The organism is Bacillus sp. FSL R5-0439 (assembly GCF_038008805.1).
Taxonomy (GTDB): domain Bacteria; phylum Bacillota; class Bacilli; order Bacillales; family Bacillaceae; genus Bacillus; species Bacillus safensis.
The window spans coordinates 2,110,795-2,123,687 of the sequence record NZ_JBBOZW010000001.1 but is presented as its reverse complement, the minus strand read 5'-3'; the positions used below and the strand labels follow the sequence as shown (position 1 = coordinate 2,123,687).

The window sequence follows — 12,893 nt, the reverse complement described above, 5'->3', positions numbered from 1 at the left end:
GAAACGCATGGGGCGATTGACAGGAAAAAGAATTTGGATTACAGGCGCATCTGGGGGCATTGGTGAAAAAATGGCGTACTTGGCAGCAGAAGAAGGCGCAGAAATCATAATTTCAGCAAGACGAACAGAAAAGCTTACAGATGTGAAAGAAAAAATTGTGAGCGCTGGCGGTGTGTGTCACATCGCTCAGCTTGATGTCAGCCAGCTTGAGGATATTGATCGCGCGTATGAAGAAGTGGGGCCGGTCGATATTTTGGTAAACAATGCCGGCTTTGGTGTATTCGATCTCGTCGAAGATGCGTCCATCGAAGAAATGGTGTCGATGTTTGAGGTGAATGTGTTTGGCTTAATCGCTTGCACGAAAAAGGTCATCCCTGAGATGAAGCAAAGAGGGCAGGGACATATTATCAATATCGCATCCCAGGCAGGAAAGGTTGCGACGCCCAAATCAGCCATTTATTCCGCATCAAAGCATGCCGTTCTTGGATTTTCAAACAGCCTTAGAATGGAGCTGGCAGACTCAGGCATTCACGTAACAACAGTCAATCCAGGACCGATTGCAACAGATTTCTTTACCATCGCTGACCGCAGCGGTGAATATGTGAAGAACGTTGACTTTATGATGCTGAGTGCGGACAAGGTGGCAGGCAAAGTCGTATCTGCCATGATGACGAAAAAGAGAGAGATTAATCTGCCCGGGTGGATGAACGCTGGCAGCAAATTGTATCAGTTATTCCCATTTTTATTTGAAAAAGCAGCACGTAAAGCGTTGATGAAAAAGTAACAAAAAAGAAACCGGTTTTGAACTGGTTTCTTTTTTTGATCAGGCTTCATTGCGCCACTTTCTATATCCGTCTTGCCGCTTGCTGAAGCGGGTCCCATACACTGTTAAAGGGCGGTGCATAGCTAATATCTAAATCTTCAAGATCTGTTATGGTCAGCTCTTGGTAAAGGGCAGCCGCCACGATATCGATCCGTTTATCTACACCGTTTCTGCCGATGATTTGGGCACCAAGCAAGGTATGGTCATCGCTTCTGTAGATTAGTTTCACTTTCATTTTCTGCGCTTCTGGGTAATACTTCGCGTGATCTGTACTATCAATGGTGATCACGGAGAAAGGAATGTCCGCTTCTTTTGCTTCTTTTTCTGATAAGCCTGTTCTTCCCGCTGTCACGTCCATAAATTTCATGATGGCTGTTCCAGTCACGCCTTGAAACGCCCGGTTTGTTCCTGTCATATGAAAGCCTGCGATTCTCCCTTGTTTATTCGCAGTTGTGCCAAGCGGAATATAATCCAGTGATTTTTTGATGCGGTGATAGGTCGCCGCGCAATCACCAGCAGCATAAATGTCTTTTATATTGGTTTGCATGTATTGATTTACTGCAATAGCGCCATTTTGAAGACGCTTGATACCGGTATGATGTAAAAAGGAGGTTTGCGGAGTGACACCGATGGCCATGATGACCATATCTGTTTGAATGGTTTGTTTGTCTGTGATAACAGCTGTGACATGTGACTTGCCTTCTAATTGCTGCACTGTTTCTCCAAGCGATACGTGAATGCCCTTGGCGTCAGCCTCTTCTTTAAGGTATTTTGCCATATCGGAGTCAAAGCCTGGGCCGAGTGCTGCTCCCCGCTGAATGATATGTACGTTTTTTCCGAGCGCTTTTAAATTTTCAGCCATTTCAAGGCCGATATATCCACCGCCAATGATCGTGATATGTGTGATGTCCTTTTCTAAATGTTCTAAAATGGACAGCGCATGCGGGATGGTTTTTAATACGTGTACGCCTTCTAATGGCTGAGTGTCTAAATCCAGTGTGACAGGGCTTGCTCCTGTCGCAATTAAGAGGCGGTCGTAGCTTTCTGTAAAGGGTTCTTTTGTTTTCGTATGATGACCCGACACTGTTTTTTGCTCTGGGTCAATGGAGGTCACTTCGTGTAAGCATCTGGCGTCAATTCCATATTTCTCACGAAAGGTTTCAGCACTGCGTGCGATCAGCTTTCTGTGATCATCAATGAGACCGCCGATCAAGTAGGGGAGTCCGCACTGTCCATATGAGAAAATCTCTCCTTTTTCAAAAGCGACAATGTGCGCATCTGGATCCTCTCTATATATTTGCATAGCGCAGCTCATTCCAGCTGCATCTCCGCCAATCATCACATATTTCATTTGGTGTGCTCCCTTCTATCTATCGTACTGAATACTCTTATTTACCCTCATATTCCTTTTTTTAATGCTTTTTTTCGCAAAACAAGCAAACTTTCGCTGAAAAATAAAGACAGCGCCTTCATTTTAAGCTACAATCGGATTATCGTCTTTTTGGGTTACGAGTTTAGTGAAGATTGGTGGGAAAGACTTTGAGTGACACGCGACTAGATTTTAATACGCTATACACGCGCCATACGAGAGAGGCCTGGGCCGCTCTTGGAGAATATATGCCGGTATCTGTTTCAGAAGAGGAAGCGAGAGCGCTGCAAGGATTAAATGACTATTTATCGCTTGAAGAAGTTCGAGATATTTACATACCGCTTATTCGTTTTCTGACATTACATGTCTTTGCAGAAAAACAAAAAAACCAGCATGTGAATGCCTTTTTAAACTACCCGCATCATGCCAAAATTCCCTTTTTAATTGGGATTGCTGGAAGTGTAGCTGTCGGGAAAAGCACAACGGCTCGTATCATTGAAACGCTTTTATCGAGGCTTGGAGATGGGCTGAAGGTAAGTCTTGTGACAACAGATGGCTTTTTATATCCTCAAAAAGAATTAAAGGATCGAGGGCTGATGGAAAAGAAGGGATTTCCAGAAAGCTACGATGTCAAAGCCCTGCTGTCTTTTTTAAATGAATTAAAATCAGGTAAACAAACTGTGCATGCCCCGGTATATTCGCATCTGACCTATGACCGGCTAGAAGGAGTGTATGAAACAGTAGAGGATGCAGATATTGTCATTATTGAAGGAATCAATGTGCTCCAATCACCAGCGCTGGATGATTTGAAGGATGAACCGCGTGTGTTTGTATCAGATTTCTTTGATTTTTCGATTTATGTAGACGCCGCTGAAACGCAAATTCAATTATGGTATAAAGAACGGTTTCGTTTACTAAGGGAAACAGCCTTCCAAGACCCTGAATCCTTCTTTCATCAATATAAAGATTTGACGGATGAAGAGGCAGATCAGATGGCAAGCACGATTTGGAATACCGTGAATCGGCCTAATTTATATCAAAATATTTTGCCGACAAAATATCGAGCTGATCTCATTTTGAAAAAAGGTGATCAGCACAAGGTGGAAGAGATCGCCATCCGCCGGGTATAAAGAAAAAACCGCTCAAACGAGAGAGCGGTTTTTTTAATGATCTCCACTTACTTTAACAGCTACGGCCGCCGCCGATCGCTTTTTTAAACGGTAATATCCTATGAGTAAGAATGGAACGCCTGCAATGGTGATCATCGATAAGACCGTAAAAATGGAGAGGGGATGGGCTGCGCCAAAATAGTCAATGCACAGTCCGCCGACAAATGGTCCGATGACGCTGCCGAGCTGAGAAAATCCCATCGCACCAAAGTAAGATCCCTTCACTTCAGGCTTTGCAATATTGTCTACAAAAAGATCCATCATCGCAAACAGCAGAACCTCGCCAATCGTAAACACGACAATGATGAAAGCAAGCATGCCGAGACTCTGTGAAAAAGCAATGGCAAACAAACTGCCGGCAAGGAGAATATTCCCAGTGGTCAGCGACAAAATGGTGGAGTAGCGCTTCGCAATCATGATGAGCGGGTATTGTACGACAATGACAACCACTGCATTTAAAGACAAAAGATAGCCAAACAGTTTAGGACCATCCTCAATCATAGGTGACGCTGATAAGTATTGAGGCAGTGTTGAGCTTAAATGCGAATACCCGAACGAACATAAGGTAACGCCGATGAGGATGATGCTAAAGACCGTATCTTTTTGAATAATGGAAAGGGCTTTTTTGACGCTGATTTGTTTTGTGCTTTCTGGAGCAGCAACTGGATGTTTCTGAAATTGCCAGGCCAGTGTTAATCCGTATAACAAATAAATGAAGGCAGCGACAAGAAATGGAAACGTTGTTTTCGATGACCCGAGATATAAGCCAAGCAGCGGGCCGAAGATCACACCAATATTAATGGCCGTATACCGTAAATTAAAAACAAATAACCGAATACTTGATGGGGTGACATCAGATAAGAGTGCCTTAGACGTCGGTTCAAACAGTGCCCGGCACAGTCCATTTAAAGCATTCATGAGGAAGAAGACCCAAATGGCATCTGCAAATGCAAAGCCAACAAAGACAAATGACCAGCCAAAGATGGATAGAAGCATGACTTTTTTTCTGCCGATTCGGTCAGAAACATAGCCGCCGTAAAAACTCGCAACGATCCCAATAAGGGAGCTGACGGCAATGATTAACCCAGCTGAAGAAGCTGAAGCCCCTTTGACTTGTGTCAAATAAACGGCCAAAAAAGGAATGCTCATGGACGTCGCCATTCGGCCGAATATGGTGCCGATGATGATCGTCCAACTAAGTGGATGTAAAGTACGTAAATTATTTTTCATGCTGTTTCTCCCCTGAGTGTTAAGATGTTCCAATCATACATGAAAAATTGTGCAAATTAAATACACAATTTGATGGAGGAGACATCCACCATATGACAGAGGAGCTCCGAATAGCCCGCAAATTTGGAGAGCATGTTTTTTCTGCCGATGCTTCTATGTTTTTTTGCTGATTCGTACGATCACTTAAAGACCATTTAATCCAGATCAATCGCGGCAATTTGCTGCAAGGACAGGTGGAGAACATCTTCATCATTGACGATTTTGATGCGCTGCGTTTCATAATGAATGGCTTTCACCCAGCCCCAAAACTGCTGTTTCATACCTGCTGCAGCATATGTCACGCAAATCGCTTGGTCCTCTGTAATCGACTGTGTGATCAAAAAATTCATTTCCTCTAGCCGATCAGTGCTCAGCGGAGGAGGCGTGTATTCTTTTTTCTTCCGTTTTTGAGCAAGCAGCTGTTCACGGTGCTCTGGTAGCATCATTCGGCTTGATTCCCACATGATGTTGTATCCAGGTGTTAATTTATTGGGATTCATGGCTGTTCGCCTCCGTTATTTGTAATGTCCACCAATTTTTTCGGCGCGGTGATACGCCTGCCCTGCGCTTGTTAGTGACGAAGCGTGCAAGAGCGCAGCAGGTCCATACTTCATATGGATGGCATCAAATACTTTGCTGAGTCTGTCTTTTTTTAAATGGTGATCAAATAAACTCAGCTGATATTGGCTGTCAGGCTGCAGCTGCGAGAGAGTAATACCTACACTGCGAATGGGCTGGCCGTCCCAGTGCTGCTGACATAGCTGAATGGCTGCGTCTGCAATATCTGTCCCGTATTGTGTGGGTGAATGGAGCTTGATTTGTCTATGAAATCCAGTCGGATGAGAAAAATCAGCGCCTCTTACGCCAACAGACACCGTTTGCCCAACATAATGCTTAAAGCGCGCACGTCTTGCCACTTCTTCACTCAATTCAAGAAGGGCGACTTTGATGTCCTCAAAGGACGCATAATCATGGGGAAGGGTCATATGATGCCCAACCGCCTTTTGCTGATCATGTGTGTGAAGAGTGACCGGGGAAGGGTCGTGTCCTAAAGCAGTTCGCTGCAGAAGCTCCCCGTTGATTCCCCAGCGCTTTTTTAGCCGGTCTAACGGATAAGTAGCAAGCGTCCCAATGGTACTGATGCCCATTCGTTTTAAATGGTGCTCCATTCGTTTGCCGACGCCAAATAGTTTTCCAACCGGAAGCGGCCATAAATCAGCCGCCACCCGGTCTGCACGAAGCTCATAGATGCCAGATGTGTTTTTTTTAGCAAAATGGTCACAGGCCATTTTAGCGAGCACTTTATTAGGACCAATGCCAACGCGTGCGTAAATGCCCGTCTGGTTCATAATAGTCGTTTGTATATTTTGGGCGATCTCGCGGGGTGAACCGAGTAGTGTCACACTCCCCGTAATATCGAGAAACTGTTCATCAATTGAATAGGGTTCGACAAGATCTGTGTATTGTTCAAGCAGTTCTGTCATCATGACAGAAACATCAAGGTAGCGCTGCATACGTGGACGTACGACGACGGCTTCAGGGCATTTCTCCTGTGCTTCCCATAATCTTGATGCATTTTGTACGCCCCGTTTTTTAGCGAGCGGGCAGGCGGCAAGTACGACCCCGCTCCGCCGCTCAGGATCTCCTGAGACGATGAGCGGCACATCCTTCAAATGAGGAGCCTCCACTTTTTCGACCGACGCATAAAATGACTGCATATCCACAAGCAGAATGGCTCGTTCATTCATCATTTTCACCTCTTAGAACGTATGTTCTGTATATATTTTAACCGCCAGAAGGTGAAATTGATACTGGTAAATCATTCAAAGAGAAGAGTGTAAATCCATACAAAAAAGACGAAGTGTCTCCACTTCGTCTCATCTTTGTAAAATGAGTCATTTTAAGCATGTGCCAAGTTATTGGATGTTTGGAGCGGCTCAGAACGCAAACGATAGGCCGTTAGTTTTTTCTTAGGCTTATGGGTAAACTGCCGCACCACATCCACGTGGTCATCGTAATGATACAGATAAAGGGTCACATCATGCTTGCCAAGCTTTGTTTGCATGGTAAGCGGCGCTGGTCCTTCCTGCGGATGAAGAAAACGCTCTTCGTCACCAGGATAAATATAATAACGTTCAATAAAGATCGCATCATTAAAATGTTGAATAATTTCAGATGTTTGCTGATCATCAAGTGGACGTCCTTGAAACGTCATCGTTGTTTGATCACTTGTTACTTTTGCATGCACCGCATAACGACTAAAAAGGCGTTCAACAACACCAGAAGGCAGCGAAGTGACAAGCAACTTTAAAAGACTAAACACAACAAGTGAAGTAACAATCCAAACCAATATCATCATCTCCAATAAACTTTTGTTCCATTTCTTATATGAACAATTTTAACATAACAAAAGAATGGATCTTTCGCACAAAAAGTGAACTTTTTGAAATAAGTGTGAAGATTTAAAAGGAGATGACGGCGAAAAGACGAAGAACCAACAAAGCTGAAGGAAAAAAGGCTGATACATCACCTTTACAAACAATTGATCAGACAGGTAGACTATTGAAACAGTTGATTTTTTGTGAAACGGTACAGCTAAAAATGAAAAGGGGCGAGGCCATCATGATACGTCAAGTGAAGCCGTCAGATTTTTATGCGGTCACATCCGTCATTCAAAGCTGGTGGGGAGGCAGAGATTTGCGCGCAAAATTGCCAAAGCTATTTTTCGAACATTTTCAGCAAACAAGTTTTGTCGTTGTTGAAAAAGGTGAACTGATCGGCTTTTTAGTCGGTTTTTTATCGCAATCGCATTCAGATGAAGCGTATATTCACTTTGTGGGGGTACATCCAGACCACCGAAAATTGAAGATTGGCAAAATTCTCTATCAAGCGTTTTATGAAGCGGCTGAAAAGGAAGGAAGAACAACGATTAAGGCCATCACAGCTCCTGTCAATAAAGTCTCAATTGCTTACCATACAAAGCTCGGTTTTCAGATAGAAAAGGGAGATAAAACGGTCGATGGCATTTCAGTTTTTTCAGATTACGACGGCATTCATGAAGACAGGGTGCTATTTGTGAAAAAGCTGGAGGCGAAAGCATGATCATTAGACTGGATCAAAAAAATAAAGAACAAGCAAAAGAGCTGTTACATATCCAATTGGCCGCATATCAGCGGGAGGCAGAACAAATAGGCTATCAAGATTTACCGCCCTTAAAAGAAACGGTTAAAGACATAATAGAAACAAATGAGATTTTCATAGGATTTGAAAAAGAGGGGCATTTGTTAGGGATCGCTTCATATGAACTGCATGACGACCGGATCATCCTCAGCCGGTTAGCTGTGCACCCTCATCATGTCAAACAAGGCATCGGGACAGCGCTCCTGCAATCCATCATCCAGCATCAAAAAACAATTGAGCTCACAACAGCGGAAGCAAATATACCAGCAATCAAGCTTTATGAAAAACTAGGGTTTAAACAGAAGGATCGTTTGCAGGTGGAAAACAATCTGATGTTAATAAAGATGGAACGTTTGATGCTTCGAAAAGTGGAAGTGATTGAATACCAAGCGAGCTGGCCAAAACAATTTCAAGATGAGCATGATAAGCTGAAAAAGATAGTTGGCGACAACTGGGTATATGGCCATCATATTGGCAGTACGTCAGTCATAGGAATGGCGGCTAAGCCAATTATTGATATATTGCTAGAGGTGAAGCATATCAGTCGCTTAGATGAATGTAACCACCTGTTTCGTCAGCTTGGATATGAACCGCTCGGAGAAAATGGACTCAAGGGAAGACGTTTTTTTAGAAAAGGCGGCTTGAATCGAACACATCACGTTCACGCCTATGAAGCTGGACATGATGATGTAAAAAGGCATTTGGTGTTCCGAGATTATTTAAAAGCTGCACCTGATCGTGCCAAAGCCTATGCCGATAAAAAGCGTCAATTGGCAAAAGCATATCCTGAAGATATGGCAAGTTATATGAAAGGAAAAGATGGGCTCATTAAAGAAATTGAACAAGAAGCGTACAATTGGTCAGACCAGTTAAAGAAAAACGATCAGACATAAGAGCTGGCAGGACGTGAACATGTTTAATTGATGACTGATATGTTACAATGTAACAATCAACGGAAAAAGGATGTTCGGCATGTATATTCATATAACAGAACCAGCAGCAGCGTACCTTACAAAACAACAAGCAGGGCATGAAACAAAAGAACTGCTCCTTCGATATGATTCAGATGGGTGCGGCTGTGCGGTAAGCGGTGTCCCAATGATTTGGCTCACAGGTGAAAGAACAGGCGAATGGGAAGAGCTCAAGCATAATCAGCTCTTTAAGCTGTACATACACACAGCACAAAAGGTCTTTTTTGACGAGGAAATGACGATTGATTTTAATGAAAAAGCCAACACACTCATGTTGAAAAGTCCTCAACAAATACTCAGCCCGAGAATGGGTATACTTGTAAAGTAAGGTGGAAATGTAGTGGATCAAAAGCTAAAAGTGATACAAAATACGGCACAAAATAAAACATGGGTGTCGTTTTTAAATAACAATCATCCCTATAGCCTTTTGCACTGGTCAATAGGTGGAATGGATTCGGTGAAAAAGGACGTTTGGCTTCTTCAAGATGAAGTCACATTTGAAACGGAAGAATTTCCAACGCTCGAATTAGCTGTCAATTGGATCAAAGAGAATATGGACCAAGTAACAGATGTATTATAAAAGCCCTTTTTCGAAAGGGTTTTTTTCGTGCGTTCATCATCTCATCAAACGGCACGGTTGTCTAATCTGAAAAATGATCTTTTGAAGCAAAAAAAGCAGTTTTTCAACAAACAATTCGACAAAATGAGCAAGCTGGAAATAAAAAAATAATGGCTGTAAATGCCGAAAAATAGGCATTCGCAGCGTTTATTGCGGGATACCGAAAACTTTGCGAAAAATGACATTTCATATTTCTTCCATTCGAGGAAATGTGATAGAATACAACATGTATCGTATATGAGAAGGGAGGTGCTAAAGTGAATTGAAGCTCAAGCTGTCATCGCCTCAGGTTGGAATCAAAATAAACGAATGGTATAGGCAGATTTGCGGATTTCATGTGATGAAAGCAGAGAAGCTGAAGGCGGAGATCGAGCAGGAAATCCTCGAAATGGAGCAGGATCAAAACTTGTTATTGTTTTACCAGCTGATGGATTTTCGCCACAAGGTAATGCTTGAATATTTTGAACCGGCAAAGAAAGCCTCGAATGATGAAGAGATTAAGAATTTGCTAGAAACGATCGAACATTCACAAACGAAATTAACGGATATGCTTGAATACTATGTTCATTTTTTCACAGGAATGTTTGAATTTGAACAGAGAAACTACTTAAGTGCCATTGCTTATTACCGCTCAGCAGAAAAAAAGCTCAATCTCATATCAGATGATATAGAAAGAGCAGAATTTTACTTTAAATTAGCAGAAATTTACTACCACATGAAACAAACCCACTTTTCGATGCACTATGCCTTGCAAGCGTTAGATACGTATTCTGCCTACAGAACGTACACGCTGAGAATCATCCACTGTGAATTTGTCATTGGTGCAAACTATGATGATTTGAAATGCTATGAACATGCATTGCCCTACTTTAAAAATGCTCTAAAGCGAGCACGCTCAATTGGAAACCCTCGAGTCATAGGTTCGGCCCTTTTCAACTTAGGTAACTGTTATTATCAAATGAACGATCTTGCGGAAGCAAGCCGTTATCTGAAAGACTCTATTGAAGTGTTTGAAAAGGAGAATTTAACCCATCTTAATCGCTCTCTAGACCCACTATTTATGCTGACACAAATCCTGTTTAAACAAAAACAAATAGAAGAGTCGTTAACCCTCTATCAACAAGGTATTATGAAGGCCTGTGAATTAGAAGATGAAATTTACATCTGCAAATTTCAGTTCTTAAAAGCATTGTACGTTGATGCAGACATAACAATCATAGACGATACATTAGACCTGCTCGAGGACAAGCGCTTATACCCAGATATTGAGGAATTGGCACTTGATGCGGCTCATTATTACAATGAGCTTGGACTGTTTGAAGTATCTACCCGGTTTTACGAAAGGAAAATTCAAGCCATATCAAAAATTCAAAATGGGGGTCATTTATATGAAAACGAGTTTGATAGTTCTTTTATTGGCAGCAACTGCAGGATTATCGGTCATGAGTCAGCAGCAATCGGAAGAGAGCCATATGGAGCTTGCGGGCAGACACCATACAACAGTGGTGACTATCGCATAAGTTAGCTCAAAAAGAGGGGACGAACTGCTGTTCATTCTCCTCTTTTATTTTCATTCAATTCAAATCTTTGAAGAAATGCTTGAATTTCTTGCTCATAAGCTTCCTTATTTTCGCTAAAAGACATTGCATGCGCACCGTGTGGCGCAATAAACAACTGTTTGTCACCCTTTTTACGTGCATATAACTGCTGACTTTGCTCACAGGGGATATAGTCGTCATGGCGGCTATGAATAAAAAGTACAGGTACTTTCACATGATCGATCACATCAAGAGGGGAAACTTGCCGGATGCGGTATCCGTCCCGCCATTTTAACACTTGATCACTTAGTGGAAGAATCCATTGCCCTGAAAGGCGAAAATCTGTTTTTAACCGATACAGAAGCTGGTCCTCAAAAGAAGCAAAAGGGCAGTCTGCTATGTAAAAATTGGCGGTTGCTTCCGGCTTCGCAGCATATAACAAGGTCGTGACTGCACCCATTGATTCTCCGTGTATCCCAATGATGGCACTTTCTCCGAGTCTTTGTCTGAGCCACTTTACGATCTTTGCTAGATCTTCTTTTTCATAATATCCATAACTCGTGGTTTTCCCGCCGCTCATCCCGTGTCTTCTATGATCATAAAGCAGCACATTCCATCCGAGCTTTTGGAATAATTTCATATACTTAACGGAATTAATCAAACTGACTGTCACACCGTGGCAAAGTACGATTGTGCGTGTTGTATGAGGATGCGGCACAAAATAGCCATGTAGATTATAACCAAATGCTGAAGGAATACACACTTTCTCTTTCTTAAGCTGCTGAAATTCCTCGTGATGATAATGGCCTCCATCTGATTCTCGTTTGATGAGCTCTTCATCCGTTAATTTTCGAATATACATCATTTTATTGGTGAAAAAAATGCCGATTACAGCGAGTGGACATAATATGAAGGCAAATATAGCAATCCATTTCTTCATCTAGCCAATTCTTCCTTTCCGGAGTTTTTTCTATGACGATCATACCACATCTTGGTAGATTGGCGTGCCTCTTGCTCAGAAAATAAAACGGATGATACACTAAGTCAAAAGGAGAGAGGCACAATGAAAAAGACCAATCAGGATCAAGCGAAATTAAAGGACGGCATAAAGGACGATGTCAAACAGCAGCTTCTTCAAATGAAACAGAACCTCGCCGTCGAAACAGAAAAAAGAGAAGAACAAAAACGACAAGACCTCCTTCGGCAGCAGAAAGAAAAAGAAAAAAACAAAAGCTTTTCAGAGCTGCTAGATGAAAGCCATTTAGACTGGAGAAAGTATAAAAGCTAAAAAGGGAGCAATGATGCTTCCTTTTTTTATGTCATCATCCTTGAGATAGATCCACAGAGTCCATAAAGAGAAAAGCATTTTTGCCTCCTTCACATCACTTCATTTCAGAATCGCGACAGTATGATTTTTTAAACGAAATCCCATAACTTATGTTTGAAACAGAAGTGAAAAGGTGAGTATTGATTTATTTAAATTCCTTTTTATTGAAAATATGGTCATTAAGACCCTTTTGGTAGAAGGTCGTTCTTCTTATAATGAAGATGTGTTACAAAATTTGGGAATGGAGATGATTCACATGAAATTGAGAAAAACAATGGCTGGAGTCGCTTTATCTTTAGGATTGCTTTTACCTGTTTCTGGACAAGCTCTTGCAACAAATGAGTTAACGAATGCAGATGTGAGTACAAAGGCTACTTCAATTGTAGATTGTTCTGTAACTCCTTTTAAAGGTGCAAGTAATCGATTATGTATGCATTCAGATAATGGTTCTTTTGCAAATAGTTTCAGTCGTTTTGGTACCACATTTTATCTTAAAGGCAAATCTGGAAATTATGCATATTACGAAAGTGCAAGATAAGACAACGGGGCTTTTAGCCCCTCCTTATTTTATATAGAGAAAACATAAAAAAATGTAGAAAAACATGAGTTTTTCTACATTCTGACGAGA

At 42.0% G+C, this 12,893-nt stretch carries 15 protein-coding genes; 9 read left to right on the top strand and 6 right to left on the bottom strand.

Annotated elements, in window-relative coordinates; all coding sequences use genetic code 11:
- Positions 1-7: 7 nt before the first annotated feature.
- Complete coding sequence (locus NST59_RS10800) at positions 8-784, top strand: SDR family NAD(P)-dependent oxidoreductase (RefSeq protein WP_039179737.1); 777 nt, start codon at positions 8-10, stop codon at positions 782-784.
- Positions 785-845: 61 nt separating this feature from the next.
- Here the strand turns inward: NST59_RS10800 and NST59_RS10795 are convergent, their stop codons facing one another.
- A complete protein-coding gene (locus NST59_RS10795; protein ID WP_144490295.1) occupies positions 846-2,174 on the bottom strand; it encodes a CoA-disulfide reductase in 1,329 nt (442 codons plus the stop codon).
- A gap of 188 nt (positions 2,175-2,362) precedes the next feature.
- Between NST59_RS10795 and coaA the strand changes: the two genes are divergently transcribed.
- Entirely contained in the window at positions 2,363-3,322 is a 960-nt protein-coding gene (gene coaA / locus NST59_RS10790; RefSeq protein ID WP_039179731.1) for a type I pantothenate kinase, read from the top strand.
- Between the two features lie 33 nt (positions 3,323-3,355).
- Here coaA and NST59_RS10785 read toward each other — a convergent pair whose 3' ends face one another.
- From NST59_RS10785 to NST59_RS10770, 4 genes are all read right to left on the bottom strand, one after another.
- On the bottom strand, positions 3,356-4,591 hold the full coding sequence (locus tag NST59_RS10785; RefSeq protein ID WP_039179728.1) for an MDR family MFS transporter: 1,236 nt from the start codon (positions 4,589-4,591) through the stop codon (positions 3,356-3,358).
- A gap of 194 nt (positions 4,592-4,785) precedes the next feature.
- The gene (locus tag NST59_RS10780; RefSeq protein WP_099663352.1) at positions 4,786-5,130 is read right to left on the bottom strand and encodes a YolD-like family protein; all 345 of its coding nucleotides are present in this window, start codon (positions 5,128-5,130) and stop codon (positions 4,786-4,788) included.
- A 15-nt stretch (positions 5,131-5,145) separates the two neighbouring features.
- Positions 5,146-6,378, bottom strand: coding sequence for a DNA polymerase IV (locus NST59_RS10775; protein WP_039179722.1), 1,233 nt, complete (start codon positions 6,376-6,378; stop codon positions 5,146-5,148).
- 152 nt (positions 6,379-6,530) lie between these two features.
- Complete coding sequence (locus NST59_RS10770; protein WP_024422888.1) at positions 6,531-6,980, bottom strand: YfmQ family protein; 450 nt, start codon at positions 6,978-6,980, stop codon at positions 6,531-6,533.
- A gap of 272 nt (positions 6,981-7,252) precedes the next feature.
- Here NST59_RS10770 and NST59_RS10765 point away from each other — a divergent pair, with 272 nt between their 5' ends.
- From NST59_RS10765 to NST59_RS10745, 5 genes are all read left to right on the top strand, one after another.
- Positions 7,253-7,732, top strand: coding sequence for a GNAT family N-acetyltransferase (locus NST59_RS10765; protein ID WP_024428048.1), 480 nt, complete (start codon positions 7,253-7,255; stop codon positions 7,730-7,732).
- On the top strand, positions 7,729-8,703 hold the full coding sequence (locus NST59_RS10760; RefSeq protein ID WP_126681628.1) for a GNAT family N-acetyltransferase: 975 nt from the start codon (positions 7,729-7,731) through the stop codon (positions 8,701-8,703). Before NST59_RS10765 ends, NST59_RS10760 begins: the two co-directional genes overlap by 4 nt.
- A 79-nt stretch (positions 8,704-8,782) precedes the next feature.
- On the top strand, positions 8,783-9,109 hold the full coding sequence (locus tag NST59_RS10755) for an iron-sulfur cluster biosynthesis family protein (protein WP_039179713.1): 327 nt from the start codon (positions 8,783-8,785) through the stop codon (positions 9,107-9,109).
- 12 nt (positions 9,110-9,121) lie between these two features.
- On the top strand, positions 9,122-9,361 hold the full coding sequence (locus NST59_RS10750) for a YqkC family protein (protein ID WP_024422884.1): 240 nt from the start codon (positions 9,122-9,124) through the stop codon (positions 9,359-9,361).
- A 301-nt stretch (positions 9,362-9,662) separates the two neighbouring features.
- Positions 9,663-10,925, top strand: coding sequence for a response regulator aspartate phosphatase (locus NST59_RS10745; RefSeq protein WP_024428051.1), 1,263 nt, complete (start codon positions 9,663-9,665; stop codon positions 10,923-10,925).
- A gap of 26 nt (positions 10,926-10,951) precedes the next feature.
- Here the strand turns inward: NST59_RS10745 and NST59_RS10740 are convergent, their stop codons facing one another.
- Positions 10,952-11,878, bottom strand: coding sequence for an alpha/beta hydrolase (locus tag NST59_RS10740; protein ID WP_126681629.1), 927 nt, complete (start codon positions 11,876-11,878; stop codon positions 10,952-10,954).
- A gap of 123 nt (positions 11,879-12,001) precedes the next feature.
- Between NST59_RS10740 and NST59_RS10735 the strand changes: the two genes are divergently transcribed.
- Together NST59_RS10735 and NST59_RS10730 are read left to right on the top strand one after the other, a co-directional pair.
- Positions 12,002-12,226, top strand: a complete 225-nt coding sequence (locus NST59_RS10735) for a YqkE family protein (protein WP_047202235.1) — start codon at positions 12,002-12,004, stop codon at positions 12,224-12,226.
- A 172-nt stretch (positions 12,227-12,398) separates the two neighbouring features.
- A complete protein-coding gene (locus NST59_RS10730) occupies positions 12,399-12,803 on the top strand; it encodes an antimicrobial peptide LCI (protein ID WP_247544537.1) in 405 nt (134 codons plus the stop codon).
- Positions 12,804-12,893: the final 90 nt, after the last annotated feature.